This window comes from Amycolatopsis acidiphila (genome assembly GCF_021391495.1).
Lineage (GTDB): Bacteria > Actinomycetota > Actinomycetes > Mycobacteriales > Pseudonocardiaceae > Amycolatopsis_E > Amycolatopsis_E acidiphila.
The window spans coordinates 6,496,111-6,522,231 of sequence record NZ_CP090063.1 but is presented as its reverse complement, the minus strand read 5'-3'; the positions used below and the strand labels follow the sequence as shown (position 1 = coordinate 6,522,231).

Sequence of the window (26,121 nt, the reverse complement as noted above, 5' to 3'; positions counted from 1 at the left end):
GGGGGCGGGCGGCCCCGCGTCAAGCCGATCGCTCGCCGAGCCGGGGGAACGGGTCAGTGGAGAAAATCACCTCCACGCCGACCTCGAAGTACTGTGCGATCTTCAACGCCAGGTAGAGGCTCGGGCTGTACTCGCCGCGTTCGAGGTAGCCGATCGTCTGGTAGTGCACGCCCAGCGCCTCGGCCAGCTGGCGCCGTGAGATACCCCGTTCCGCGCGCAGCATCGCGATCCGGTTGTAGATCGTCTCAGCGCTCATCGCGGCATCCGCTGCAAGGCCTTCTCCCGGCGAGCGGCCACGGTCGAGCCGGACTCGCGACGCGCCATCCTACGCAACACGATCGGCGCCAGTACCAGGCCGGCCACCGTCCACAGGCCGAGCACGCCGACGGTTTCCAGGTGCCGCCACGAGTGCCCGATCTCGATCGCGGACAGCGTGTCCGGCAGCAGCGCCGAGCGCATGCCCAGCCCCAGCCAGTAGACCGGGAACAGCTGCCCGATGCCCTGCACCCAGCTCGGCAGGCTGGTGATCGGGTAGAAGATCCCGGAGATGCCGATGAGCCCCATGATGGGCAGCATCACCAGGCCCATGCTGCGCGGGCTGGACATCAGCGAGCCGATGATCGCGCCGAGCGGCATGGTCGCGACCAGCCCCAGCACGACCACCCCGAGCAGGGCCAGCCAGGAGCCGGCGCCCAGGTCGAGCCCCTTGGCCACGAAGAGCCCGGGGATCAGCACGAGCACGCAGCCGATCAGCGACATCCCGGAGACCTGGACGATCTTGCCGACCAGGTAGCCGAGCATCCCGTTGGGGACCGCCTTGGCCCGCAGCAGTGTGCCGTCCTCGCGCTCGGTCACCAGCTGCTGGGCCAGGTTGACCAGGCCGCCGAAGGCGATGTTCATGCCGAGCACGCCGGGCAGCGTCAGCGAGCTGAGGGAGAAGTTCATACCCGGCACGCTGGAGCCCCGCATGAAACTCATCACGACGGTCAGCAGGACGGCGGGGAACAGGTAGGACCACAGGTCCTGGCTGTTGGTGAAGGTCTGCCGGAGCTCGATGCGGCCCCGGACGAAGCCGGCCCGGCCGGCGTTGACGAGCACGCTCATTTCGACCCCCTGATGTCCTGCGGGACACCCGCGCCCGATCGGTCCTCCTGTGGCCAGCTCCTGCGCCGCGTGCCTGGCATGTGGTCCTCGAATTCCCGGACCATCGCCATGTACGTGTCTTCGAGGCTCGCGCGGCGCACCTCGAGGTCGGCGATCTCCTCGCCGTACTGCAGGAACAACTCGTGTACGAACCTCGTCGCCTCGACGGTCGAGTGCACGAAGCGCTGGCCGTCGCGGGTCCACTTGACCTCGGCCCCGGTGGCCATCCGGCGCGACAGCTCGTCGGCGGAGCCGTCGGCGATGATCGAACCGCCTGCCAGGATCAGGATCCGGTCCGCCAGCTTCTCCGCCTCGTCGAGATCGTGCGTGGTGAGCAGGATCGTGGTGTCGTCGTCGTCGGAGAGCCGGTGCACCAGGTCGTGGAACTCGCGGCGGGCCTCCGGGTCGAAACCGGCGGTCGGCTCGTCGAGGAACAGCAGCTCCGGCCGCCCGACGATGCCGATCGCCACGTCCAGCCGCCGTCGCTGACCGCCGGAGAGGGAGCCCGCCCGCTTGTGCGCGTGCTCGGTCAGCCCGACGGCCGTGATCAGCTCGTCCACGTCCCAAGGCCGCTGGACGTGGTCGGTCGAGTAGTCGCGGTAGTACGAGCCGAGGTGCTGCAGCAGCTCGCGGACGCGCCACTTCGCGTGGTCACGCCAGGACTGCAGGACCACGCCGAGCCGGGCCCGCCACGCCTCGTCCCCGTGGGCGGGGTCCACTCCCAGCACCTGGACCTCCCCGGCCGAGCGCATGCGGAACCCCTCCAGGATTTCGATCGTGGTGGTCTTGCCCGCGCCGTTCGGGCCCAGCAGTGCCACGACCTCACCGCGCCGGGCGGTGAAGCCCACCCCCTTGAGCACGTCGGTGCTGCCGTAGCGCATCCGCAGGTCACGCACGTCGAGGACGGCGTTGTCCGCCGCGGGTCTCACCGGGTGCACGACCCCCCGCGCCCCGTTGACGACTGTCATAGCTGTTCTCCCCATTGTTGAAATCCTGCGATGAAATGTAGCAGGTGTACTACATCTGATCCAAGTGCTGCTTTCCACTGCGTGGTGAACCGGCGTTTACAGTTGGGGCCATGTCCATCTCCGCGCGCGCTCGTCCGGACGCGTGCCCCGGCGTGTTCGCGACCCACGACGCCGCCGACGGCGCGCTGGCCAGGGTGCGGTTGCCGGGCGGCCGGGTCACCGCGGCGCAGCTGGACGTGCTGGCGGGCTGCGCGGAGGAGCTGGGCGACGGCTCGGCGCATCTGACGTCGCGGGGGAACGTGCAGCTGCGTGGGCTTTCGCGGGACACGGGCGAGCTGGTGGGACGGCTGTCCGACGCGGGCCTGCTGCCCGCACCCGCACACGAGCGAGTGCGCAACTTCCTCGCGTCGCCGCTCAGTGGACTCGTCGGCGGGGTGGTGGACGTGCGGCCGCTGGTCGCCGAGCTGGACGCGGCGGTGTGCGCCGCGCCGGAGCTGGCCGGGCTGCCGGGCCGGTTCCTCTTCGCCCTCGACGACGGCCGCGGCGACGTCGCCGCCGAGGACGCCGACCTGTGCTGGCAGGCGCTGGACGACCGCACGGGCGTGCTGTTGCGTGCGGGCGCGCCCGGGTCGCGAGTGCCCATCGCCGACGCTGTCGAGGCGCTGGTGCGGGAGGCGTCGCGGTTCCTGGAGGTCCGGGGCACCGCATGGCGGATGCGCGAGCTGTCCGGGTTTTCCGAGGTGACGAGGCCACGGCGACCGGTCTCGGTGGGGCCGTTCGCCCGCGACGACGGTGGCCGCGGGATCTGCGTGGCGCCGCTGTTCGGACAGCTGAGCGCGGAGCAGTTGAGGTCGTTCCGGGGCGACGTCGTGGTGACGCCGTGGCGCAGTGTCGTGGTGCCGGAGTACCGGCCGGAGCTGGCGGCGTTGTCGAGTGACACCGGCGTCGGCGCGTGCATCGGACGGCCGGGGTGTGCGAAGTCACGCGCGGACGTGCGGGCCGACGCGCGAGGGGTGACCGCGCGGGCGCACTTCTCGGGATGTGAGCGGCGGTGCGGTAAGCCGCGGGACGCGCTGGACGTCGTCGCCGCGGACGGGGGATATCTCGTCGAAGGGGCCTGGGTGCCCGTCGAGGCGTTGGTGGATGTGCTGGGACAGAAGGGAAACCGGTGATCGACTATCTGAAGGACGGGGCGGAGATCTACCGTCACTCGTTCGCGACGATCCGCGACGAGGCCGACGTCGCGATCCTGCCGGAGGACCTGGAGCCCGTCGCGGTTCGCATGATCCACTCCTGCGGCATGGTCGATCTGGTGGACGACCTCGCGTACTCGTTGGAGCTCGTCGAGTCCGCCCGTGCCGCGTTGCGGGCGGGGGCGCCCGTGCTGTGCGACGCGCAGATGATCGCCAGCGGCGTCACCCGGCGACGGCTGCCCGCGGACAACGACGTCGTGTGCACCCTGTCCGACCCCCAGGTGCCCGGCCTCGCCGAGCGCATGGGCACCACGCGGTCGGCCGCCGCGCTGGAGCTGTGGCGGGACCGGCTGGCCGGTTCGGTCGTCGCGATCGGCAACGCGCCCACCGCGTTGTTCCGGCTGCTGGAGATGATCGAGGAGGGCGCGGGCGTGCCGGCGGCGATCATCGGGGTGCCCGTGGGGTTCGTGGGCGCGGCGGAGTCCAAAGTAGAGCTCGCGAAGCGGGCCCCGGCGCCGTACCTCGTGGTGCACGGCAGGCGTGGCGGCAGCGCGATGGCGGTCGCCGCGGTGAACGCGTTGGCGAGTGAGGTCGAATGAGCACCGGGAAGCTGTGGGGTGTGGGGCTCGGTCCGGGCGACCCCGAGCTGCTGACGGTCAAGGCCGCGCGGCTCATCGGCGAGGCACAGGTGATCGCGTACCACAGTGCGCGGCACGGCCGGAGCATCGCGCGTTCGGTCGCCGAGCCGTACCTGCGGGAGGGGCAGCTGGAGGAGCGGCTGGTCTATCCGGTGACCACGGAGACCACGGATCACCCGGGCGGGTACGAGGGCGCGATCGCCGAGTTCTACGAGCTGAGCGCCAAACGCCTCGCCGAGCATCTCGACGCGGGACGCGATGTCGTGCTGCTGTGCGAAGGCGACCCGTTCTTCTACGGCTCGTACATGTACATGCACGAACGGCTGTGCGACCGGTACGAGGCGGAAGCCGTGCCGGGCGTGACGTCGGTGAGCGCCGCTTCGGCGGTGCTGGGGCGCCCGTTGGTGCAGCGGGACGAGGTGCTGACGGTGTTGCCGGGCACCCTGCCCGCACCCGAGCTCGCGCGGCGGTTGGCGGATACCGAAGCCGCGGCGGTGCTGAAGCTGGGGCGTACCTTCGGTTCCGTGCGCGAGGCGCTGGCTGAGTCCGGGAAGCTCGAGGACGCGTACTACGTGGAGCGCGCGACGTGGCAAACTCAGCGGGTAGAGCCGTTCGCGGAGGTCGATCCCGAGTCGGTGCCGTACTTCTCGCTCGCACTCGTGCCCAGTCCTGCTTACGCCTCGCGCAAGTCGGGTGCCTCGGTGGATGCGTCGGCGCCCGCGGTCGGTGGTGAAGTCGTGGTCGTCGGGCTTGGTCCGGCCGGTCCACAGTGGCTGACGCCCGAGGCCGCGGAGGCGTTGGAGTCGGCGGATCACCTGGTGGGCTATGGTCCGTACCTGGCGAAGGTCCCGCAGCGCGCCGGGCAGCAGCGGCACGCGTCGGGCAACCGCGTGGAGGCCGACCGTGCCCGGGAAGCGCTTACCCTGGCGCAGGGCGGGGCGCGGGTGGCCGTGGTTTCGTCCGGTGATCCCGGTGTGTTCGCGATGGCTTCGGCCGTGCTGGAACAGGCGTCGCTGCAGGAGGACGCGGTCTCGGTGCGCGTGCTGCCCGGCGTGACGGCGGCGCAGGCCGCGGCGTCGCGAGTGGGCGCGCCACTGGGGCACGATTATTGCGTCCTGTCGTTGTCGGATCGCCTGAAGCCTTGGGAGATCATCGAAAAGCGGCTGGACGCGGCCGGCGCGGCGGACCTGGTGCTCGCGATCTACAACCCGGCTTCGCGCACTCGGACGACGCAGCTGGCGCAGGCACGGGAGGTACTGCTACGCCACCGCGCGCCGGCGACGCCCGTGGTGGTGGCAAGGGACGTCGGCGGTGAGGAGGAGGCCGTGCGGGTGACCACCCTGGGCGAGCTGGACGTGTCTACTGTGGACATGCGGTGTCTTTTGATCGTAGGCTCGTCGCGGACCAGGGTGACCAATGGCCAGGTGTGGACACCAAGGAGCTATTAGCGGCCAGGCAACGCCCGGCCACCCCGCGAAGGCGAACCCGGCAACGGCAGCCAAGAATGCCCGCGCCCAGCCCGCTCCCTAACCCCGATCCCCGCGTCCTGAACACTCCGCGATCGGGGTGGGACGGGCGTTCCCAGCCACCCGCGACCCCCCGCGCAGCGCGCCCCCGCGCTGCGCGCAGGGGGAAAAGATCAAGAGAGTCCTCGCCGGACGGGCAGGCTCGAAGATGAGCCAGGAAAAGCCCCTGCCTCACCTCATGCAGGTGGTCGAGTCCGACCCCCCGACTACCGGCATTCCTCCCACGGCCCGGTGATCGCGAAGACGTACCCCGGCGTCTGGATGTTCGCGAACAGGAAACGCCCGTCGTGGCTGAACGTCGGGCCCGTGAACTCGCTGTTGTTCAGCTCGTTGCGCGCCATCGGGTACGCCTGGCCGCGATCGGTCACGCCCACCAGGTGTGACAGGCCCTCCCCGTCCTCGGCCAGGATCAGCCCGCCGTACGGGGAAACCGTGATGTTGTCCGGGCCGTCGTAGTTGGTGTCCGCGTCGGGGTCCGGGTTCACGCCGAAGATCGTCTTCAGCTCCACCGTCTCCGACCGCGGGTCGTAGAACCACACCTGCCCGTCGTGCTCGTGCACACTGCCGTCGTCCGCGCGGGCGTAGCTGGCCACGAAGTACGCCCCGCCGTCACCCCAGTACGCCCCTTCGAGCTTCCGGCTGTGCGTGACCTCGCCCGGCGCGAACTGGCTGCGCACCGAGACCTCCGCGGCCTGCCGGTCGGGCACGTCGACCCACTTGACCCGGTACCTCGTGCCCGGCTGGGTGGCCTCCGACAGGTCCGCGATCTGCCTGCCACCCTTGAAACAGCTCATCGCCTGCAACCGTCCGGCGTTGTCGCCCTCGGTCAGCTGCAGGTGCCGCAGCGCGCCCTTCCGCCCGCGGAAACCGCGCGGCGGCGTCCAGCGGAAGTACAGGCCGTTGGGCCCGCTCGCGTCCTCGGTGAGGTAGATCGTCGAGTCGTCCGGGTCCACCGCGACGGCCTCGTGCGAGTAGCGGCCCAGGAACCTCAGCGCGACCGGGTTCCGGTTCGCCGCCCGGTCGAACGGGTCCACCTCGAACACGTAACCGTGGTCCTGCTGGAACACCCCGCCCGCGCGCTGCTCGGTCTCCTCACACGTCAGCCAGGTGTTCCACGGCGTGTGCCCGCCCGCGCAGTTGTTGTGCGTACCGGCGAGGCTCACGTACTCGCGCAGCCGCTTGCCCGAGTGGTCGACGAGGATGTTCGTGGTCCCGCCCGCGGCGCCCGGGTCGTAGCTGAGCCCCGGCAGTGCCGGCACCCCATAGGGCTCGCCGCCCCCGATCTCGTGGTTGTTCACCAGCACGAACCCGCGCCCGTCACGGAAGCACGCCGTCCCGTCGGCGTCGCTGGGCGTCGGCTGACCGCTTTCCAGCGTCGTGACCCCCGCCTGCGCGACCACCCGGTAGGAGAACCCCTTCGGCAGCGCGAGCAGGCCTGCCGGGTCGTCCACGAGGGCACCGTAGCCCGCCGGGCGCCGGGTCTGGGCGGCAGCGACAGGCGCGGCTATCGCCTCCACACTGCCGGCGACCACGATCCCCAGCGCGCCCGTGCGCAGCAGATCCCGTCGGGTGAGAGCCATGTCCGACCTCCCTGGTCCGGTAAAACGCGACCAGGAGAGCCAAACCGGCCACGGAGACCAGGACGGGACATTCAGCCCAACAGTGGACGAACGGTTGTCAGCGAGTGGGCGTGGACCCGTTCGGCTGCTGCGGCCCGGGGCCGGGTGACCACCAGCCCCACACGGTCTTCTGACCGTGCTCGACATGCGGCGTCGTGCCCTCGGTGTACGGCTCGATCTGCATCAGCTGACCCCACGACTGCCCGGGGTCGCCCTCCAGGTAGCTCGGCACCTCCGGCTCGCTGGCGACCTCCTCGAGCCAGCCGTTCGGCCCGCCGCCCACGTTGTTCGCCCAGTCCGCCTCCGGCGCCAGGGTGCCGGCGGTGATGCGGTACTGCGGCACCTCGGAGATCCCGTCGTGCGAGACCACCGGGTTCATGCACGGGTAGACGAACGCGGCAGGCCAGTCCATGTACACCGGGGCGTTGCCGACGCGCTGGGTGAGCGAGGTGAACGTCGGGACGCGCGGGGCGCTGACCGCGACCCAGCCGTCCTCGGTCACGTCGTCGTCCTTCGCGGCCACGCGGACCAGCGTCACGTCCTTGGGCAGGTCCCCGATCTGGACGCGGTCGTCGGCCCACTTGCCGGTGTCGCTGCTGGAACCCGAGCCCGAGGTGGTGCCCACGCCCGGCGCGAGCACCTGCTCGGACTTGACGATCTTGACGCCCTCGGGGGTCTCGGTGCCGAACTCCAGCGACACGCTCGTCGCCTTGCCCGACTTCGCCGCGACCGCGACGGCCACCTGCGCGTTGGCGTGGTTGTCCGGCAGCGCGTACCAGTCGGTGCGCAGGCGGCCGGTCGGCGTGCCCGGGTTCTCGTGGTAGCTGCTCCACATCGGGACCGTGCTCGTGGTGAACCCGTGCGGCGGCCCGCTCAAGGGGTCGTCGCTGCCCTGCGCGGTGGAGTGGAAACCGGCCTGGGTCTTGCCGTTGTCCTCGTCGGTGGGCGGGAGCCCGGAGTTGGTCTGCTGCCGCTGGGGCGGCACGGTCTGCGCCGCGACGGGCTTGAGCACGCTGGAGACGGGGTCCTGCTCGACCATCACGTGGTCGGACAGGTTGCAGCTGGTGGTGAACAGGTGCTCGACGTTCGCCGCGCCCAGGCTGTAGCTGTCCCACTGCTTCTGGATCGCCTTGCCCATGCTGGCGAACTCGAACGCCACCACCATGCCGCAGACCACGACGAGCGACATCGAGCCGAGCTTCAGCGCACGCAGCCTTCGTTCATGGGTCGGCGGCGGCAACAGGCCCGGCCGCTGCGCCTTCACGTTCTCCACGAACGCGATCACCGCCGCGACGGCCGCGGCGAGCAGCAGCAGGGTGGACAGGTGGAAGCCGTGGATGGACGGCGCCTTGTCGAACCACGGCACGCCGAGGCCCGAGACGAACCAGTACGCGTTCGGTCCCGTCGCGGCGAGCGCGGCCACCACCAGCAGCCCGGCGAGGAACGCCGCCCGGTTGCGCTTGGACCGCAGCACGGTCGAACTGGTCGCGAGCGCGGTCAGCGCGGCCATCGCCGAGCCCACCGCGGCGAACGCGCCGAAGTGGTGCGTCCACTTGGTCGGGGTCAGCGCCAGCAGCAGGAAGAACAGCGCGGTGGTGCCGATGAGCCTGCGGCTCGGGCCGAGCGCGGCGCCCTGGATCCGGCCGCGGCGCAGCAGCACGACCAGGCAGGCGCCGGTGCACAGCATGAGCAGCAGCACCGGGAACCGGCGCGTCATCGACCCGTCGGCGCTGTTGGCGAACAGCAGCTCGTACCGGGACAGCTCGTTGTACCAGGGCTCGTTGGGGCCGACGTTGCCGCGCAGCCGGGTCGCCTCCAGCACGGTGGCGAAGGTCTGGTCGGCGAACACGACGACGAGCACGATGAACCCGGCGCCCGCGATCGGCGCGAGCACCGACGCCCAGCCCGCCTCGCGGGCCCTGGTGCGCAGCATCTGGAACAGCGGGCGCGCGGCGACCAGGAACGGCGCCACGGCGATCAGCGCGGTCGGGGTCGCGGCGAGGGCGAACGCGGCGGCCAGTAGGCCGAGGCACAGCGGCAGCAGGCGCCGGGTGACCAGCGTCCGCTCGACCGCGCAGAGCGCGAGCAGCGAGCCCAGCGCGGCCCACGGCTCGGGGCGCACGCCGTTGTTGAACGGCAGCCACCACACCAGGAACACCATGGCCGCCGCCCAGCTCGCGGCCGGGCTCTGGCGGACCTGGTTGCCCAGCCGGGGCATGACCTCGCGGCTGATCAGCAGCCAGCAGATGACGGCGATCAGGAACGACGGGAGCCGGATCCACGGCGGCACCGTGGAGACCGTCGACATCAGCTCGTAGATGTGGTCGTTCCAGCCGAACGGCGCCTCGGCGACGCCGAACCAGCGCTGGTAGTTGGTCAGGTAGCCGACCTGGTCGGCGACTCTGGCCATGGTCAGGATGTAGCCGTCGTCGGAGGTCACCGGCCCGATGAACACCCAGGCCCCGAGCACGCCGATGACCGTGAAGTCCCGCGGCGTGAGCTTCCACCAGCCGATCGGCGCCCAGCGGGGCGCGCGGCGGGCGCCGCCGCGGTCGAGCCGGTTCACCGCGATCAGGCAGCCGATGAGCGAGAGCACGCCGAACACGCCGATGCCGACCTTCAGGCCGGTCGGCGAGGACTGGTAGCGGGTGTCCGGGGTGATCGCCACGTTCAGCCCGGCGATGGGGTCCTTGGCCGAGGTGATGTCGGTGTAGATCCCGACGACGCGCGGGCGGACGTCACCGCCGGAGTCGTAGACCGAGGTGCCGCCGATCTTGAGCGTGGTGTGCGTGGCGGTGGAGCTGAACCGGACGTCGCAGCCGGTGGCGGGCAACGGCTGCCGGGCGACCTGCTCGCCGCGGTTGAACGCCGTCAGCACGCCCTTCTCGACCCGCAGGAACACGCCCGCGCCGTTCCCGGTGCGCGCGCCCGGCACCGTGGAGAACAGCAGCGCGCCGCCCGGCAGCCGCCCGTTGATCTCCTGGATGGTCGCGCACGGCAGGTCGACCTGCATGTCCTGCGCCCAGTACCCGGTGAGCGGAGCGTTGACCGGCCGGGTGTCGCTGCCGACCGGCCAGGTGATCTGCGCGGTGTCCTGCGTGACCGGCATGAACGGGTACGCGATCGCGCAGAGGGCGGCGAACAGCCCGAGCACGACCGACAGCCAGCGCCACAGCACCGTGGCGGACCCGGCGGCGGGTGTGGTGTCCGGGCGTGGCTGCTCCGGATCGGTCACCTCTTCGGAGGTGGCTGTCGGCGTCCTGCTGGCCATCCACATTGAACGAACGCTATCGCCCTACTGAGTCGAGGTTTCTTCGGGTTCTGTCGGGCAAGAATTATGCACGCCGCCCTGTTCGCCGAAGCGTTCGAGATGGGTTGCGGCCGCCACCGGGCGGCGCCGGCGCCAGCCGTGCCGCTCCAAATCCGGCGTTTCGTGCAATCGGCTGACCGGTCCCACGCACAGCCAGGCGACCGGGCGGATGCCCGCCGGGATGCCGAGCAGTTCGCTCAGGAACTCCTCGCGGTAGAAGCTCACCCAGCCCACGCCCAGGTTTTCCGCGGTCGCGGCGAGCCAGAGGTTCTGGATGGCCAGGCACACCGAGTACAGCCCGGCGTCGGCGATCGCATGCCTGCCGAGCACGTCGGGCGCGCCGCGCGCCGGGTCGTAGGTGACCACGATGCCAAGGCTCGACTCGAGGATCCCTTCGATCTTGATCCGGTCGAACGTCGCGTTCCGGCCCTCGGGGAGGCTTTGCGCGAACACCGCTCTTTCGGTCAGCACGTGCTCCCGGAACGCGGCCCGGGTCGCGGTGCCGGACACGAGCACGAAATCCCACGGCTGGGTGAGACCGACGCTGGGCGCGGCGTGCGCGGCTTCCAGCACCCGGGCCAGGACGTCGTCCGGGATCGGCTCGCCGGTGAACTCCGCGCGCACGTCACGGCGGCGCAGCAGGACGTCGTAGAAGGCTTGCGTCATGCCTTCAGCATCGCCGACACCCAGTCCGCGGCGGCGGCCACGTCCTCGACCGTCCGGGTGACAGGTCGCGCGGGACGGCGCACGACGACGACCGGTATGCCGAGTTCGCGTGCGGCGACCAGTTTCGCGGCGGTCATGCCGCCGCCGCTGTCCTTGGTGACGAGCACGTCGATCCGGTGCTCGCGCAGGAGCCCGGTCTCGCCTGCGACGTCGTAGGGGCCGCGGTCGAGGAGGACCTCGATCCTGGGCGGGAGCGGCGGTTCCGGCGGATCCACGCAGCGGGCGAGGAACCACTGCCGGGTGCAGTGCGCGAAGGCGGCGAGCCCCTGGCGGCCGCTGGTCAGGAAGATGCGCTCGCCGAGTTGTGTGATCTTCGTCGCTGCTTCTTCGAGTGTGCCGACCCAGTGCCAGTCGTCGCCGGGGCCGGCCTGCCAGCCTTTCCGCTGCAAGCGCAGCAGCGGCACTTTCGCCGTGGAAGTCCCTTTCGCGGCAGACGCGCCGATCCGTTCGGCGAAGGGATGCGTGGCGTCCACCACTGCGGCGATGTCGTTCTCGGTGAGGTAGCGGGCGAGGCCGTCGGGTCCGCCGAAGCCGCCGACGCGTACTTCGCCGACCGGCAGGCGTGGGTTCGCGACGCGGCCCGCGAGGGACGAGACGACACGAATACCGCGTTCGGTGAGCTCGGCGGCCAGCGCACGGGCCTCCGCGGTGCCTCCGAGGACGAGAACGGTCTGCACACCAGCCATACTCCCTGTTCATGCGGTACGGGTGGACGACCGGGGCGTGCGCGACCGCGGCGACGACCGCCGCGTACACCGCGCTGCTCACCGGTGAGTTCCCCGATCCGGTCGAGGTGCGGCTGCCCAAGGACCGGCGGCCGACGTTCGCGCTCGCGACGGAGACGCTCGCCGCGGACTCCGCGACGGCGGGCGTGATCAAGGACGCGGGCGACGACCCCGACGTCACGCACGGCGCGCTGATCCTCTCGACGGTGTCCCACGGGGAGCCGGGCAGCGGGGTGACGTTCCGGGCGGGCGAAGGCGTCGGCACCGTGACGTTGCCCGGGTTGCCACTGGCCGTGGGCGAACCGGCGATCAACCCCGTGCCGCGGCGGCTGATGACCGACGCGGTCGAGCGGGTGGCCGCTTCGTGCGGCGGGACCGGCGACGTGGTGGTCGAGATCTCGATCCCCGACGGGGAGGAGCTGGCGCGCCAGACGTGGAACCCGCGATTGGGCATCCTCGGCGGCCTGTCGGTCCTCGGCACGACAGGTGTCGTGGTGCCGTACTCCTGCTCGGCGTGGATCGACAGCATCCGCCGGGGCGTGGACGTGGCCAGGGCGATGGGCTACCAGCACGTGGCGGGGGCGACGGGGAGCACGTCCGAGCGGGTGGTGGCTTCGTTGTACGGGCTGCCCGAAGTCGCGTTGCTGGACATGGGGGACTTCGCGGGCGCGGTGCTGAAGTACCTGCGGCGGCATCCGGTGCCGCGGCTGACGCTCGCCGGCGGGTTCGCGAAGTTCTCGAAGCTCGCGGCGGGGCACCTGGACCTGCACTCGAAGCGGTCACAGGTCGACCTGCGGCTGCTCGCGTCACTGGCCCCGCCGATAGCCGAGGAGATCCGCTCGGCGAACACGGCCCTGCACGCGCTGGAACTCGCCCAGGCGGCGGGCATCCCGCTGGGCGACCTGGTGGCGTCCCGCGCCCTCGCGACGGCGGTCGAGGTCCTGCGCCCCGCCCCGATCGAGGTGGACGTCGTGGTGATCGACCGCGCGGGCAACGTCGTGGGGCGGGCTTAGACCGGGACGACGGTCAGCAGGCTTTCGAGGCCCTTGAAGTCGTTCGCGTTGCGCGTGTAGAGCGGAAGACCGCGGGCGGAGGCGATCGCCGCGATCAGCAGGTCCATTCGGCGAGGCCGGGGGTTCCGGCCGGCGGCGAGTGTGAGGGCGACCAGGGAGCCGTAGCGCGCGGCGGCTTCGTCGCCGAACGGCAGGGGGTCGAACTCGGCCAGTGCGGCGCCCAGCTGTTCGGTCCGCGCCGCACGGACGGCGTTGTCCTGCGCGAAGGCCGCACCCTGGTGCAGCTCCGCGAGCGTGATCGAGGTCAGCTCCGGGACCCGGGGCAGATCCTCGGGCTTCAGCCGAGGGAGATCGAGGTAGGCGCAGGTGTCCAGCACGCCGGACTCGGTCGGGTCAGCCACGGGGCCTGCTCCATGGATCGTCTTCGCCGACCCGGTCTTCGGTGCCGAAGAAGGCATCCGCGTCCGCCCGCATCGCCGCAGCGTCGACGTGCGCCAGTCGTCGGTGGCGTGTCACGAGTTCCTCCGCGGACAGCTTGCGTCGGCGGGTGATCGGACGCAGTTCGGCCACCTCGACCCCGTTGCGCGTGATGCGGAAGGTCTCGCCGTTCTCGACGGCATCCATCACAGCAGCCGAGTTGTTGCGCAGCTCCCGCTGGCTGATCACGTCGTCCACGAGCCCAGTGTAGCCCGGCGTGTCACACGGGGCTACACCTGTCGCTCCCGCGCCGCCGAGTAGAGGAAGCTGTCCGGGAATACCTCCGCCGCCAGGACGGGGCCCACGAAGATCACCGCCGCGCGGGTGATGCCCGCGGCGCGGACCCGCATCGCCAGGTCACCCAGTGGCCCGCGCAGGACCTGCTCCGCCGGCTGGCTCGCGCGTGCCACGACGGCCGTCGGGCAGCCGGCGCCGTAGTGCGGCAGCAGCTCCTCGACCACCTGCTCCACCCGGTTGATCGCCAGGTGCACGGCCAGCGTCGTGCCCGTCGCGGCGAACGCGGCCAGGGTCTCGCCCGCGGGCATGGCCGTCGAGCGGGCCTGGACGCGCGTGATCACCAGGCTCTGCCCGACCGTCGGCACGGTCAGCTCCCGCCCCAGTACGGCGGCCGCCGCCGCGAACGCCGGGACGCCCGGCACCACGGCGTAGGGCACGCCCGCCGCGTCCAGCCGGCGCATCTGCTCCGCCACCGCGCTGTAGATCGACGGGTCGCCCGAGCACAGCCGCGCCACGTCGTGCCCCGCCTCGTGGGCCGCGACGAGCTCCGCGGTGATCTGGTCCAGGTTCAGCTCCGCCGTGTCGACGAACCGCGCCCCCGGCGGGCAGTGTTCGAGCAGGTCGGGCGGGGTGAGGCTGCCCGGGTACAGACACACCTGGCAGCGCGCGAGCAGGTCGCGCCCCCGCACGGTGATCAGGTCGGCGGCGCCCGGGCCGGCGCCGATGAAGTGCACGGTCATCTGCTGATGCTCCATTGGGTGACGGTGCGGGCCGGCGTCCAGCCGGTGAACCCGCCGAGCGGGGCCGCGTGTTCGAGAGCGACGCGGGTGAGGTCGCCGCCGCATTCCCGGTAGGCCTGTGCGAGCGCCTGTTCCGATTCGAGGGTGACGGCGTGTGCGACGAGCCGGCCGCCGGGCGCGAGCGCGTCGAAGCAGCGGCGCCACGCCGACAGCCCGCCGCCGAGGAACACCGCGTCCGGTGCGGGAAGGCCGTCCAGCGCCTCCGGCGCGGCACCCCTGACCACGCGAAGATCAGGCACCCCAAGGCGTTCCGCGTTGCGGCCGATGCGCGCGACCCGCTCGGCGTCGCGTTCCACGGCGATCGCGCGGTTGGACGGATGCGCCCGCGACCACTCGATCGCGACGCTGCCCGCGCCCGCGCCGACGTCCCACAGCAACCGGCCGGGCAACGGCGCGAGCCGCGCGAGGGCGAGCGCGCGCAGGTCCCGCTTGGTGAGCTGGCCGTCGTGCTCGAACGCGTCGTCCGGCAGGCCCGGCACCGTGGCCAGCCCGGGACCGCCCACGCATTCGATCGCCACGATGTTGAGCGGATCGACCTCCGCCGACCACGTCCGCGCGACACCTTCGACCCGGCGCTCGGCGGGCGAACCGAGCTGCTCGAACACGGTCAGCGCGCTGTCACCGAAGCCGTGCGCCGTCAGCAGTTCCGCGATCACGGCCGGGCTCGACGCGTCTGAGCTGAGCACCAGCAGCCGCGCGCCCGGCGTCAGCACGCGGGCCACCCGGTGCACGTTCCGGCCGACGACGCTCACCACCTCGGTCTCCTCGGCGGCCCAGCCGAGCCGCGCGCGGGCGAGTGTGACCGAGGACACCGCCGGCACGATCCGCACGTCGCCGAACCGCTTCATCAGCGTCGTGCCGATGCCCGACAACAGCGGATCACCGCTCGCGAGGACGCCGAAGCGGTTGCCCTCGTGCCCCGCCAACAGCTCGCCGAGCGCGGGCAGCAGTGGGCTCGGCCACGTCTTCTTCGGCGTCCCCAGTGGGATGAGCGCCAGCTGCCGCGCACTGCCGAACAGCACGTCACAGCTGGTCAGCTCGGCTCTGGCCGGTTCGCCGAGTCCGGCCCAGCCGTCGGCGCCGACGCCCACAACGACAATCGTCACGATCCCGAACCGTATGCGATGATGCCGGGGACGGTCGTCGTGGAACCCGGTGCGAATCCGGGGCGGTCCCGCCACTGTGACCGGTCCTCGCGGATCGGCAGCCAGAGCTTCGGCGCCCGTTGCGTGACCCCTGCCGGGGCGCGTGGCCAGATCCAGTGGGCGTGGACACCCGCTCTGAAGCCGAGGAGTCGCATGCGGCCGTATCCCTTCACCGCCGTCGTCGGTATGCAGGATCTCCGGCTGGCACTCGTGCTCTCCGCGATCTCGCCCGCGATCGGCGGCGTCCTCGTCCGCGGCGAGAAGGGCACCGCGAAGTCCACGATGGTCCGCGCGCTCGCCGGGCTGCTGCCCGAGGTGGAGGTCGTCGAGGGCTGCCGCTTCTCCTGCGACCCGGCCCGTCCCGACCCCGCCTGCCCCGACGGCCCGCACGCCGGCCCCGCGATCCGCAGGCCGGCGCGGCTGGTCGAGCTGCCGGTCGGCGCGGCCGAGGACCGGGTCATCGGCTCGCTGAACCTCGAGCGCGCGCTCGCCGAAGGCGTCACCGACTACCAGCCCGGTCTGCTCGCCGCGGCCCATCGCGGGCTGCTGTACGTGGACGAGGTGAACCTGCTGCACGACCACCTCGTCGACACCCTGCTCGACGCCGCGGCGATGGGCCGCGCGACCGTCGAGCGCGAAGGCGTCTCGGTGTCGCACGCGGCGCGGTTCGTGCTGATCGGCACGATGAACCCGGAGGAGGGCGAGCTGCGGCCGCAGCTGCTCGACCGGTTCGGGCTCACCGTCGAGGTCGCCTCCAGCCGGGATCCGGAGCAGCGGGCCGAGGTCGTCCGCCGCCGCCTCGCCTACGAGGCGGACCCCGACGCGTTCGCCTCGAAGTACGACTCCGAGGACGCGGCGCTGGCGGCCGAAATCGAGGCGGCGCAACAACTTCTGCCGTCGGTCGGGCTGGCCGACGACGCGCTGCGGCAGATCGCCGAGGTGTGCGCGTCCTTCGACGTGGACGGGATGCGGGCGGACATCGTCACCGCACGCACGGCCGTCGCGCACGCGGCCTGGTCCGGCCGCGCCGAAGTGTCCACCGAGGACATCCGGGTCGCCGCGCGGCTGGCGTTGCCACACCGCCGCCGCCGCAACCCCTTCGACGCGCCGGGCATCGACGAAGAGCAGCTGGAGCAGGCCCTGCGCGACGCCGAACCGCCGGAGCCGCCCGAGCCGGACGACGACGGCCCGGGCTCGGGTTCGGACGCGCCGTCCGAGCCGTCCTCGGGGGAGGCGGGCGACGGCGGCGAGCAACCCGCCGGTGGGGCCGGCGAGCCGGGCGAGCAGCGGACCGGCGCGGGCACGCCGTTCCGCGCGCGGGTGTTCCGGGTCGCGGGGGTCGGCGAAGGCGAGCGCGGCCGCCGGTCGAGGGCGGTCACCGAGTCGGGCCGGACCGTCGGCGTGCAGCCACCGAGCGTGCGTGCCGGAAAGCCGCATCTGGTGGCGACGCTGCAGGCCGCGGCGCCGCACCAGTCCGGTCGCGGCCGGTCCGGGCCGGGACTGGTGCTGCGCAAGGGAGATCTGCGGTACGCCCGGCGCGAAGGCAACGAGGGCAACCTGGTGCTGTTCTGCGTGGACGCGTCCGGCTCGATGGGCGCGAAAGCGCGGATGCGGGAGGTGAAGGCAGCGGTGCTGTCGCTGCTGCTGGACGCCTACCAGCGCCGCGACAAGGTCGGGCTGGTCACGTTCCGCGCCGGTGCGGCCGAGCTGGCGCTGCCGCCGACGATCAGCGTCGAGGCCGCCGCCACCCGTCTCGACGCACTACCGACCGGCGGCCGGACACCGCTCGCCGAGGGGCTGCTCGAAGCGGCCAGGGTGCTGCGGATCGAACAGCTGCGGGACCCGCGGCGGCGGCCGCTGCTCGTCGTGGTGACCGACGGCCGGGCCACGAGCGGTCCGGACGCGGTGCGCCGGTCCCAGGCCGCGGCCGGACTGCTCACCGAGGTCACGTCGGTCGTGATGGACTGCGAGACCGGGCGGATGCGGCTCGGTCTGGCTGCCGAGCTGGCCGAGCACCTCGGCGGCGAGCACGTGCCGCTGGGCGAGGTCGCGGCGGATTCCCTTGCGGGTGCGGTGAAGTCACGGCTAGGGAGGGCTGCCTGATGCCACAGGGCAAACCGGAGGCAGTCCCGGCGGACGGGCTCACCACGCGCCAGCGCCGCAACCGCCCGATCTTCGCCGTGCACACCGGTGCGATGAAGGGCAAGTCCACCGCCGCCTTCGGGATGGCGCTGCGCGCCTGGAACCAGGGCTGGTCCATCGGCGTGTTCCAGTTCGTCAAGTCGGCGAAGTGGCGGGTGGGCGAAGAGAGCGCTTTCCGCGCCCTCGGCGAGCTGCACGACCAGACCGGGCAGGGCGGTCCCGTCGAGTGGCACAAGATGGGCGAGGGCTGGAGCTGGTCGCGCAAGGCCGGTACCGAGGAGGACCACGCGGCGAACGCGCGGGAGGGCTGGGCGGAGATCCGGCGCCGCCTCGCCGACGAACGCCACGACTTCTACGTGCTCGACGAGTTCACCTATCCCCTGAAGTGGGGCTGGATCGACGTGGACGAGGTGGTCGCCGCCATCCGCGACCGGCCAGGGCGCCAGCACGTCGTCATCACCGGCCGGGACGCGCCACCCGCGCTGATCGAGGCCGCCGACCTCGTCGTGGAGATGACGAAGGTCAAGCACCCGATGGACGCCGGGCAAAAGGGCCAGCGAGGGATCGAATGGTAGCCCGTGTCGTCATCGCGGCACCGGGCTCGGGACACGGCAAGACGACGGTCGCGGCCGGGCTGATGGCCGCGCTGCGGGCCCGCGGGCTGGACGTCTCCGGGCACAAGGTGGGCCCCGACTTCATCGACCCGAGCTACCACGCACTCGCCACCGGCAGGCCGCCGCGCAACCTGGATCCCTTTCTGCAGAGCGAAGACCTCCTCGTCCCGCTGCTCCTGCACGGTGCGGGCGAGCTGGCGGTCATCGAAGGCGTGATGGGCCTGTTCGACGGTGCGCTGGGCACCGAGGGCTTCGCCTCGACAGCGCACGTCGCGCGGCTGCTCGACGCGCCGGTGGTGCTCGTCGTCGACGCGAGTGCCGCGAGTCGCAGTGTCGCCGCGACGGTGCTGGGCTTCGCGAAGTACGACCCGCGGCTGGAGCTGGCCGGGGTGATCCTCAACAAGCTCGGCTCGCAGCGGCACGAGGACGAGATCCGCGCGGCGCTCGTGCCGACCGGGATCCCGGTGCTGGGCGCGTTGCGCCGCAGCGAGGACATCCACGCGCCGAGCAGGCATCTCGGACTCGTCCCCGCCGCGGAACGGGCCACGGACTCCCAGCGGCTGCTGCCGAAACTGGCCGAGTGGATCGGGCGGGGGGTCGACCTCGACGCGGTCGTCCGGGTGGCGCGGCGGGCGCCACGGCTGTCCGGCACCCCCTGGTCGCCCGCGGCTTCCTGGGACGGCCCCCGCAAGGTCGTCGCGGCGGCGGCCGGGCAGGCGTTCACCTTCCGCTATACCGAGACCGTCGAGCTGCTGGCCGCGCACGGGATCGACGTGGTGGACCTGGACCCGTTGCGCGACAAGACACTTCCGGACGAGTGCGCCGGACTCTACTTCGGCGGCGGCTTCCCCGAGGTGCACGTCGAGGAGCTGTCCGCGAACCTCCCGCTGCGCGAGGAGATCGCCAGTGCTGTCCACAGTGGAATGCCGGTGGTCGCCGAGTGCGCCGGGCTGCTGTACCTGTGCCGGGAGCTCGACGGCCAGCCGATGGTGGGCGCGCTCGACGCCGAGGCACACATGACGAAACGCGGGTCGCTCGGCTACCGCAAGGCGGTCGCGCCGTCGGCGCACCTGCTCGGCGAGGCCGGCAGCCGGGTCACCGGGCACGAGTTCCACCGCACGGAAGTCCGTCCGCGGCAGGGGAAAACGCCGGCCTGGGAGTGGGACGGGCAAGGCGAGGGGTTCGCCACGGCGACCCTGCACGCGTCCTACCTGCACGTCCACTGGGCGGGGCACCCCGGGCCGGCACGGCGCTTCGCGGCCGCGGTGCACGCGCATGAGTGACTATGACCTGCACCATCACGGTGACCGCGAGGTGGGCGCGGGCCTGATCGACCTCGCCGTCAACGTGCGACTGCCCGAGCCGCCTGAATGGCTGCGCCGCGAACTGGCCGAGAGCCTCGCCGAACTCGCGGCCTACCCGGACGCGACGGAGGCCACCGAAGCGGTCGCGGCCAGGCACGGCAGGCAGCCCGGCGAAGTTCTCGTGACGGCCGGTGCGGCGGAGGCGTTCACCTTGCTGGCAACGGCTTTCCGCGGTCGTGACGCCGTCGTGGTGCACCCGCAGTTCACCGAGCCGGAGGCCGCGTTGCGTGCGGCGGGGCACGAGCCCCGACGCGTGGTCCTGCAGCCCGACTACGTCCTCGACCCATCGCTGGTGCCGGACGACGCCGACCTCGTGTTCGTCGGCAACCCCACGAACCCGACGTCCGTGCTGCATCCCGCCGCGACGCTGGAGGCGTTGCTGCGGCCGGGCCGCGTCCTGGTCGTCGACGAGGCCTTCCTCGACGCGGTACCGGGCGAGCCGGAGTCGCTGGCGGGGAAAGCGCTTCCAGGCCTCGTCGTGATCCGCAGCCTGACCAAGACCTGGGGCATCGCGGGACTGCGGGCGGGTTACCTGCTGGCGGAACCCGGCATCGTGCGGCGGCTGCAAGCGGTGCAACCGCCGTGGTCGGTGTCGACGCCCGCCGCGCGCGCGGTCGTCGCCTGCTGCCGGCCGGCCGCGCTCGACGAGGCCGACAAGCTCGCCGTCCTCGCCGAACGCGACCGCGAACGGCTCGTCGCCGGGTTGCGGGAGCTGGGGGTGGCCGTGCCCGGCACGCCGCGGGCACCGTTCGTGCTCGTCAAAATCCCTGGTGCGCAACGGCTTCGCCTGCGGTTGCGGGAAGCCGGGTACGCCGTCCGCCGGGGCGACACGTTTCCCGGGCTGGACGGCGACCACCTGCGCCTCGCCGTGCGGGACGAGGCTACGACGACGGGCTTTCTTCGGACGCTGGCGTCCCTTCTTCCAGGGTGAGCTTCGCCGAGCGGCCGGTGACCTTGAAGAACACCAGTACCGCGACGCCGACCGCGAGCCACACCAGGCCGCCGACCTTCGCGTGGATGTCGGCGTTCACCAGTACGTAGCCGATGATCACGAACCCGATGACCGGCACGATCAGGTGCAGCCCGAAGCGACGGTCGCGCCGGCGGAACAGGTAATGCGACACCACGGAGACGTGCAGTACCAGGAACGAGAACAGCGCGCCGAAGTTGACCAGCGACGACAGCAGGGCGATCTGCCCTACCAGGAACAGGCCCAGCACCAGGCTGATCCCCGCCACCAGCAGGATCGCCTTCTGCGGCACCCGGCGCACCGGGTGCACGTCGCGCAGGAACCGCGGCAGCTGGCCGTCGCGTGCCATGGAGAACAGCAGCCGCGAGGTCGCGGCCTGTGCCACGAGCGAGTTCGCGATCGCCGCGCCGATCGCCACCGCGAGTGCGATCACGATCTCGAACACCCGCCCGCCGATCAGGTTCGAGATGTCGTAGAAGGCGTTGTTGGCCGCGTCGTCGGTGTCGAACTGCGTCTTGCCCGGCACCAGCAGCGCGGCGAGGTAGGTCTGGACGATGAACAGCACCGCGACCAGGCTCAGCGTGATCAGGGTCGCCCGGCCGATCACCCGCGAGCCGCCCTTGACCTCCTCGGACATCGTCGAGATCGCGTCGAAGCCGAGGAAGGACAGCACCGCGATCGACAACGCGCCGAACACCAGCGACGGCGAGAACTCGGCCGAGTTGAAGAACGGCGTGCCGGACCAGTGCGAGCCGCCGTCGCCGCGGCTGATGCCGATCACGGCGAGCACCACGAAGACCACCAGCACGAGCAGCTGCGCGTACAGGAACACCTTGTTCGCCGTCGCCGTGGTCTCCACGCCGCGCAGGTTGATGATCGTGTTCAGCAGCACGAAGAGCACGATCCACGCCCACTGCGGCACGTCGGGCACGACGTTGGCCATCGCCTGCGCGCCCACGACGTACAGCAGGGTCGGCACCAGGAGGTAGTCGAGCAGGATCGCCCAGCCGGCGAGGAAACCGGCCGACGGGTTGAGCCCGCGGCCCGCGTACGCGTAGACCGAACCCGCGATCGGGAACGCGCGCGACATCTCGCGGTAGCTGATCGCGGTGAAGACCATCGCGACCCAGCCGATGATGTAGGTGAGCGGCACCATGCCGGACGAGCCGTTGAACACCGAGCCGAAGATCGAGAACGGCGCGATCGGCACCATGAAGACCATGCCGTAGACGACGAGGTCGCGCAGTGTCATCGTCCGGCGGAGCTCCTGCTCGTAGCCGAACCTGCTGAGGTCGGGACTGCTCATGCTTCCTCCAGGAAGGCGCGGACGGTCGCCAGGTAGGTTGCTCGCTCTTCCACGTGCGGCATGTGTGAGGAATTTTCGAAGCGAACATGACGCGCGCCGGCGATCTGATCCACATAGGGCCGGACGCAGTCGTCGGTGGCCTCGTCGTAGCGGCCGTTGAGCACCAGCGTCGGCACCTCGATCGCGGGCAGCCGGTCGACGACGGTCCAGTCCCTGAGCGAGCCGATGACGTGGAACTCGTTGGGCCCGTTCATCGCGTTGTAGACGGTCGGGTCCTCTTCCATCGCCTCGAGCGTGCGCCGGACCTCCGGCGGGTTCGGCAGGATCCGGCAGACGTGCCGGGCGTAGAAGACGTCCGAGGCCGCCTTGTACTCGGGGTTGGCGTAGTCCCCGGTGGCTTCGTGGCGGTCGAGGGCTTCCCTGACCTCTGCGGGGAGTTCGGCCCGCAGCTTCCCGGCGGCGACGCTCCAGTCGTGCATCGACGCGGGCGAGTCGGCGATCACCAGCTTGCGCAGCCCGGCGGGCCTGCGCACCGCGTGCTCGGCGGCGAGCATCCCGCCCCACGACTGGCCGAGCACGTCGTAGGAACCGGCGATGCCGAGGTGCTCGAGCAGGTTGTCCAGCTCGGCGAGGAACAGCTCGACGGTCCAGAAGCCCGGATCGGCGTCCGGCAGGCGCGTGGACCCACCGCAGCCGAGCTGGTCGTAGTGGACGACGGCGCGGGTGCCGTCGGCGAGGTCGGCGAGGCTGAGGACGTAGTTGTGCGTGCAGCCGGGGCCGCCGTGCAGGACGATCAGCGGCACGCCGCGGCCGAGCTCGCCGGTGACCCGGTACCAGGTGCGGTACTGGCGGAACGGGGCGAAGCCGGTGGACAGGGGGCTCATGGGCGAAGGGTACCGGCCAAAGGTACAGGTAGGATACCTTTAAGAGGGAATTTACGATGAGCAGGTGACTGAAGACCGCGAGTTGTCGACACCCGTGCAGCCAGTGTCGGCGGCCAAGGCCGTGGCGGACCGGCTGATCGCCGCGATCGCCGTCGGCGACTACTCGGCGGGCGAGCGGCTGCCCGCCGAACGGGACCTCGCCGACATGCTCGCGGTCAGCCGGGTCACCGTCCGGGCCGCGCTCGCCGACCTGCGGGAGGCCGGCTACGTCGAGATCCGGCGCGGGCGCACCGGCGGGTCGTTCGTGCGGCAGGACTGGGGCGAGCGGACGGCCGGGGTCGTGCGCGACCTGCTCGGCAAGGACTGGGACCAGCTCGAGGAGCTGTTCGACCTGCGGCGGCTGATCGAGTCGCTCGTGGCGCGCACCGCGGCCGAGCGGCACACCCTCGAGGACGACGCGGCGATCATGGGCGCGCTGAAGCGGTACGAGGAGGCGGCGGACGGGGTCACCGCGCGGTCGGCGGACGTCGAGCTGCACCGCGGCGTCGCCGCCGCCGCGCACAACCCGCTGCTCGCCGACCTGAGCCGGCAGCTGCTGGCGCAGGTGAGCCTGGGCATCAGCCATGAACCGTTCACGCCCGCGCTGCGGGAGATGGCGCTGCCGCAGCACCGCGCGCTGGTCGAGGCGATCACCGGCAGCGACCCGGACACCGCGGCGCAGATCGCCGGGGAGCACTTCCGGATCACCGAGCACGCGCTGCGGCACGCGGTCGACAAGGCGTCAGGCTGAGGCGAGCAGCGCGGCGGCGGTGGCGGCTTCGACGCAGGCGCCGAGCACGTCGCCGGTGATGCCGCCGAGCCGCCGGGTGCAGCGCCGCAGCAGCAGCCCGGCAACGGCATAGCCCGCGGCGACGGCTACCGGGCCGCGCCACCACGCCATTCCCGGGGCGGCGGCCGAGGCCGCGGCGGCGAGCACGAAAACCAGTGCCGCCAAGGGAATCGGCACTGATCCGGCGACGGTGGCGCCCAGCCCTTCGGGGCGTGCGGACGGCACGCCGCGCGCGCAGCAGAGCGAGAGCACGCAGCGGCCGGTGAGCACGCCGATGACCGCCGTCGCGACCCCACCACCGGCGAGTGCTCCACATTGGACGATCAACACCAGGACGAGCGTGGCGACCCCGGTGGGCCCGGAGTCGCCGCGGCGCATGATCTCCAGAGCGCGCCCGCGGTCGTAGGAGGCGCCGAGCCCGTCGGCGGTGTCGGCGAGCCCGTCGAGGTGCAGCCCGCGGCTGCCGAGCGCCACCGCGCCGAGCGCCACCGCGGCGACGGCGAGCGCGGGCAGGCCGAGCGCCTTGCCGCCGTAGACGACGAGTCCGGCCACCGCGGCGAGCGGCACCGCGGCGAGGGGCGCGAGCAGCATCGCCCCGCCGGCCACCCGCCGGTCGATCCTCCCCGGCGGCGGCACCGGCAAGGCGGTCAACGTCCCGAACGCCATCCGCAACGCGTCACGCATGGTGGTCACCTCCGGATGACGGGATGCGCCCCGGCCACCGGCCCGGCGCCGTGGCGGGGATCCCACTCGGCCATCGCGGCCGCGCCGCACGCACGGGTGCACCCGCGCGGTGGTCACCGGCACTCCACCCGCCGCGCCTCACGCGAGGTCGGCCAGCAGGCCCATCTCGGCGATGATCGCCTGCGCCGCGCGGAGTGTGGGCACCGCCTGCACCGCGCCGCTGCCCTCGCCGAGCCGCAGGCCCAGGTCGAGGACCGGGGACAGCCCCAGCGCCTTGAGCGCAAACGCTTGCGACGGCTCCGTCGACCGGTGCCCGGCCAGCCACCAGCGCACCGCGTCCGGCGCGATCTCCCGCGCCACCAGCGCTGCCGCCCCGGAGAACACGCCGTCCAGCAACACCGGCACACCGCGGACCGCGCCCTGCACCAGGAAGCCGGCCGTCGCCGCGGCGCAGGCGCTGCCCAGCGCTGTCAGCAGCTCGAACGGACCCGACCCTCGCGGGCGCGCCAGCGCCTTCGCGACCACCTCGACCTTGCGCGCCCGCCCGGCCTCGTCCAGACCCGTGCCCGTGCCGACGACGTCGTCCGCGGGCAGGCCCAGCACGGCGGCCACCAGCGCGGCCGCGACCGCGGTGTTGCCGATGCCCATGTCGCCGGGGATCAGCAGGTCCGCACCCGAGGCGATCTCCGCGTCGGCCACCGCGCGCCCGGCCTCGAAGGCGCGCGCGGCCTCGCCCGGCGCCAGCGCGTCCTCGACATCGATCGAGCCGGAGCCGCGCCGGATCTTGTGCTCGCGCACCTCCGCCGGCACGTCGGCGAGGTCGTCGTCCACCGCGATGTCCAGCACCCGGACCTGCGCGCCGACCTGCCGCGCCAGCACGTTCACCCCGCTCTTGCCCGCCAGGAACACCCGCACCATCGCCGCGGTGATCTCACGCGGGTATGCCGACGTCGCGGAGACGCCGTGGTCTCCGGCGAACACGACCACGCGCACGTTCTCCAGCGGCCGGGGCGGCACCGTGCCGTGCGCGGCGCTGAGCCACGCGGCCAGCTCCTCCAGCCTGCCCAGCGCGCCCACCGGCTTCACCAGGCCGTCGAGGCGGGCGAGCGCGTCGGCGTGGGCACGGGGGTCGGGAAGCGGAACGTCGATCACAGGAGAGCCCTTTCGGTCAAGCGCAGGACGCGCCCGGCCACCACGAGCTGGACGCTGTCCGAATCCGCGGCGACGCGGTTGTTCAGTGCCCCCAGCACATCACGAAAGAGCCGTCCGGACACCGTCGCGGGTACCACACCCATGCCGACCTCGTTGCTGACCGCCACGATGGGTACGTGCGCGCTCACCCAGGCGGCGAGGAAGTCCTCCAGCCGCTCGTCCAGGCGCAGCTCCCAGCCCGCGGTCTGCTCCCAGGCGCCGACCTCGCCCAGCACCCGGCTGACCCAGGTGCCGAGGCAGTCGATGAGCAGCGGGCGGGAGGCCTTGCGCACCGTCGCCGCCAGGTCCGTGGTCTCCACCGTGCGCCAGTTCGCGGGGCGGCGGGCCTGGTGCTGGGCGATCCGGGCGGCCCACTCGGGGTCGTCCTCGCTCGCCGGGTAGCCGGGCGCCACGTAGACGACCTCCGGATGCCGGTTCATCAGCCGTTCGGCGTGCCGGGACTTGCCCGACCGCACGCCGCCGAGGACGAGCACCTTGCCGTGGTCGCTCCCGTACCGGCGGAGCAGCCGGGCCGCGACCTCGAGGGAGCCGGCGAGCCGCTGGGTCAGCTTGGTCATACCCGGCATTCTCGTGCAAGCGCTACCGTCGCGTGCGTG

Annotated in this window: 25 protein-coding genes and 1 riboswitch; of the genes, 9 read left to right on the top strand and 16 right to left on the bottom strand. The window is 72.1% G+C overall.

What is annotated here, in order from left to right; genetic code table 11:
* Nucleotides 1-19: 19 nt before the first annotated feature.
* The 3 genes from LWP59_RS31895 to LWP59_RS31885 are packed head-to-tail and all read right to left on the bottom strand — an operon-like array spanning nucleotide 20 to nucleotide 2,024.
* On the bottom strand, nucleotides 20-256 hold the full coding sequence (locus tag LWP59_RS31895; protein WP_144636576.1) for a helix-turn-helix transcriptional regulator: 237 nt from the start codon (nucleotides 254-256) through the stop codon (nucleotides 20-22).
* Nucleotides 253-1,104: an ABC transporter permease gene (locus tag LWP59_RS31890; protein ID WP_144636574.1), complete on the bottom strand. Its 852-nt coding sequence runs from the start codon at nucleotides 1,102-1,104 to the stop codon at nucleotides 253-255. The genes LWP59_RS31895 and LWP59_RS31890 overlap by 4 nt, the downstream gene beginning before the upstream one ends.
* Complete coding sequence (locus LWP59_RS31885; protein ID WP_229857805.1) at nucleotides 1,101-2,024, bottom strand: ABC transporter ATP-binding protein; 924 nt, start codon at nucleotides 2,022-2,024, stop codon at nucleotides 1,101-1,103. Before LWP59_RS31885 ends, LWP59_RS31890 begins: the two co-directional genes overlap by 4 nt.
* Nucleotides 2,025-2,221: 197 nt before the next feature.
* Between LWP59_RS31885 and LWP59_RS31880 the strand changes: the two genes are divergently transcribed.
* From LWP59_RS31880 to LWP59_RS31870, 3 genes are read left to right on the top strand one after another with little or no spacing between them, the layout of a single operon-like run.
* Nucleotides 2,222-3,283, top strand: a complete 1,062-nt coding sequence (locus tag LWP59_RS31880) for a precorrin-3B synthase (protein WP_144636570.1) — start codon at nucleotides 2,222-2,224, stop codon at nucleotides 3,281-3,283.
* Entirely contained in the window at nucleotides 3,280-3,903 is a 624-nt protein-coding gene (locus LWP59_RS31875; RefSeq protein WP_144636568.1) for a precorrin-8X methylmutase, read from the top strand. The genes LWP59_RS31880 and LWP59_RS31875 overlap by 4 nt, the downstream gene beginning before the upstream one ends.
* Complete coding sequence (locus tag LWP59_RS31870) at nucleotides 3,900-5,390, top strand: precorrin-2 C(20)-methyltransferase (RefSeq protein WP_144636566.1); 1,491 nt, start codon at nucleotides 3,900-3,902, stop codon at nucleotides 5,388-5,390. The genes LWP59_RS31875 and LWP59_RS31870 overlap by 4 nt, the downstream gene beginning before the upstream one ends.
* A gap of 284 nt (nucleotides 5,391-5,674) precedes the next feature.
* On the opposite strand, the gene LWP59_RS31865 is transcribed toward LWP59_RS31870, so the two are convergent.
* From LWP59_RS31865 to LWP59_RS31850, 4 genes are all read right to left on the bottom strand, one after another.
* The gene (locus LWP59_RS31865) at nucleotides 5,675-7,048 is read right to left on the bottom strand and encodes an alkaline phosphatase PhoX (RefSeq protein WP_144636564.1); all 1,374 of its coding nucleotides are present in this window, start codon (nucleotides 7,046-7,048) and stop codon (nucleotides 5,675-5,677) included.
* 97 nt (nucleotides 7,049-7,145) lie between these two features.
* Entirely contained in the window at nucleotides 7,146-10,364 is a 3,219-nt protein-coding gene (locus LWP59_RS31860; RefSeq protein ID WP_373299629.1) for an arabinosyltransferase domain-containing protein, read from the bottom strand.
* 18 nt (nucleotides 10,365-10,382) lie between these two features.
* Complete coding sequence (gene bluB, locus LWP59_RS31855) at nucleotides 10,383-11,063, bottom strand: 5,6-dimethylbenzimidazole synthase (protein ID WP_144636562.1); 681 nt, start codon at nucleotides 11,061-11,063, stop codon at nucleotides 10,383-10,385.
* The gene (locus LWP59_RS31850) at nucleotides 11,060-11,809 is read right to left on the bottom strand and encodes a cobalt-precorrin-6A reductase (RefSeq protein WP_144636560.1); all 750 of its coding nucleotides are present in this window, start codon (nucleotides 11,807-11,809) and stop codon (nucleotides 11,060-11,062) included. The genes bluB and LWP59_RS31850 overlap by 4 nt, the downstream gene beginning before the upstream one ends.
* A gap of 11 nt (nucleotides 11,810-11,820) precedes the next feature.
* On the opposite strand from LWP59_RS31850, the gene LWP59_RS31845 reads away from it, so the two are divergent.
* Complete coding sequence (locus LWP59_RS31845; RefSeq protein WP_144636558.1) at nucleotides 11,821-12,861, top strand: cobalt-precorrin-5B (C(1))-methyltransferase; 1,041 nt, start codon at nucleotides 11,821-11,823, stop codon at nucleotides 12,859-12,861.
* On the opposite strand, the gene LWP59_RS31840 is transcribed toward LWP59_RS31845, so the two are convergent.
* From LWP59_RS31840 to cbiE, 4 genes are read right to left on the bottom strand one after another with little or no spacing between them, the layout of a single operon-like run.
* On the bottom strand, nucleotides 12,858-13,262 hold the full coding sequence (locus LWP59_RS31840) for a type II toxin-antitoxin system VapC family toxin (RefSeq protein ID WP_144636557.1): 405 nt from the start codon (nucleotides 13,260-13,262) through the stop codon (nucleotides 12,858-12,860). The genes LWP59_RS31845 and LWP59_RS31840 overlap by 4 nt on opposite strands.
* A complete protein-coding gene (locus tag LWP59_RS31835; RefSeq protein ID WP_144636554.1) occupies nucleotides 13,255-13,536 on the bottom strand; it encodes a type II toxin-antitoxin system Phd/YefM family antitoxin in 282 nt (93 codons plus the stop codon). Before LWP59_RS31835 ends, LWP59_RS31840 begins: the two co-directional genes overlap by 8 nt.
* Before the next feature lie 32 nt (nucleotides 13,537-13,568).
* A complete protein-coding gene (cobM, locus tag LWP59_RS31830) occupies nucleotides 13,569-14,315 on the bottom strand; it encodes a precorrin-4 C(11)-methyltransferase (RefSeq protein WP_144636679.1) in 747 nt (248 codons plus the stop codon).
* Entirely contained in the window at nucleotides 14,312-15,481 is a 1,170-nt protein-coding gene (gene cbiE / locus LWP59_RS31825; RefSeq protein ID WP_229857780.1) for a precorrin-6y C5,15-methyltransferase (decarboxylating) subunit CbiE, read from the bottom strand. The genes cobM and cbiE overlap by 4 nt, the downstream gene beginning before the upstream one ends.
* A 42-nt stretch (nucleotides 15,482-15,523) precedes the next feature.
* A riboswitch (cobalamin riboswitch) is annotated at nucleotides 15,524-15,589 on the top strand.
* A gap of 84 nt (nucleotides 15,590-15,673) precedes the next feature.
* Between cbiE and LWP59_RS31820 the strand changes: the two genes are divergently transcribed.
* From LWP59_RS31820 to cobC, 4 genes are read left to right on the top strand one after another with little or no spacing between them, the layout of a single operon-like run.
* Nucleotides 15,674-17,623, top strand: a complete 1,950-nt coding sequence (locus LWP59_RS31820; protein ID WP_144636552.1) for a putative cobaltochelatase — start codon at nucleotides 15,674-15,676, stop codon at nucleotides 17,621-17,623.
* Complete coding sequence (gene cobO / locus LWP59_RS31815) at nucleotides 17,623-18,237, top strand: cob(I)yrinic acid a,c-diamide adenosyltransferase (protein ID WP_144636550.1); 615 nt, start codon at nucleotides 17,623-17,625, stop codon at nucleotides 18,235-18,237. Before LWP59_RS31820 ends, cobO begins: the two co-directional genes overlap by 1 nt.
* Nucleotides 18,231-19,559 (top strand): cobyrinate a,c-diamide synthase, encoded by a 1,329-nt coding sequence (locus LWP59_RS31810; protein ID WP_144636548.1) that lies wholly within the window; start codon nucleotides 18,231-18,233, stop codon nucleotides 19,557-19,559. Before cobO ends, LWP59_RS31810 begins: the two co-directional genes overlap by 7 nt.
* Nucleotides 19,552-20,571 (top strand): Rv2231c family pyridoxal phosphate-dependent protein CobC, encoded by a 1,020-nt coding sequence (gene cobC / locus LWP59_RS31805; RefSeq protein WP_144636546.1) that lies wholly within the window; start codon nucleotides 19,552-19,554, stop codon nucleotides 20,569-20,571. Before LWP59_RS31810 ends, cobC begins: the two co-directional genes overlap by 8 nt.
* Here the strand turns inward: cobC and LWP59_RS31800 are convergent.
* On the bottom strand, nucleotides 20,522-21,916 hold the full coding sequence (locus LWP59_RS31800) for an APC family permease (RefSeq protein ID WP_144636544.1): 1,395 nt from the start codon (nucleotides 21,914-21,916) through the stop codon (nucleotides 20,522-20,524). The two genes, cobC and LWP59_RS31800, sit on opposite strands and share 50 nt — an antisense overlap.
* Nucleotides 21,913-22,800: a proline iminopeptidase-family hydrolase gene (locus LWP59_RS31795; protein WP_144636542.1), complete on the bottom strand. Its 888-nt coding sequence runs from the start codon at nucleotides 22,798-22,800 to the stop codon at nucleotides 21,913-21,915. The genes LWP59_RS31800 and LWP59_RS31795 overlap by 4 nt, the downstream gene beginning before the upstream one ends.
* A gap of 64 nt (nucleotides 22,801-22,864) precedes the next feature.
* Here LWP59_RS31795 and LWP59_RS31790 point away from each other — a divergent pair, with 64 nt between their 5' ends.
* Nucleotides 22,865-23,590 (top strand): FadR/GntR family transcriptional regulator, encoded by a 726-nt coding sequence (locus LWP59_RS31790; protein ID WP_144636540.1) that lies wholly within the window; start codon nucleotides 22,865-22,867, stop codon nucleotides 23,588-23,590.
* Here LWP59_RS31790 and LWP59_RS31785 read toward each other — a convergent pair.
* The 3 genes from LWP59_RS31785 to cobU form a co-directional block, all read right to left on the bottom strand.
* Nucleotides 23,582-24,313, bottom strand: coding sequence for an adenosylcobinamide-GDP ribazoletransferase (locus tag LWP59_RS31785; RefSeq protein ID WP_229857781.1), 732 nt, complete (start codon nucleotides 24,311-24,313; stop codon nucleotides 23,582-23,584). The two genes, LWP59_RS31790 and LWP59_RS31785, sit on opposite strands and share 9 nt — an antisense overlap.
* Nucleotides 24,314-24,451: 138 nt before the next feature.
* Nucleotides 24,452-25,465: a nicotinate-nucleotide--dimethylbenzimidazole phosphoribosyltransferase gene (gene cobT / locus LWP59_RS31780; protein ID WP_144636538.1), complete on the bottom strand. Its 1,014-nt coding sequence runs from the start codon at nucleotides 25,463-25,465 to the stop codon at nucleotides 24,452-24,454.
* On the bottom strand, nucleotides 25,462-26,082 hold the full coding sequence (gene cobU, locus LWP59_RS31775) for a bifunctional adenosylcobinamide kinase/adenosylcobinamide-phosphate guanylyltransferase (RefSeq protein ID WP_144636536.1): 621 nt from the start codon (nucleotides 26,080-26,082) through the stop codon (nucleotides 25,462-25,464). The genes cobT and cobU overlap by 4 nt, the downstream gene beginning before the upstream one ends.
* Nucleotides 26,083-26,121 lie beyond the last annotated feature (39 nt).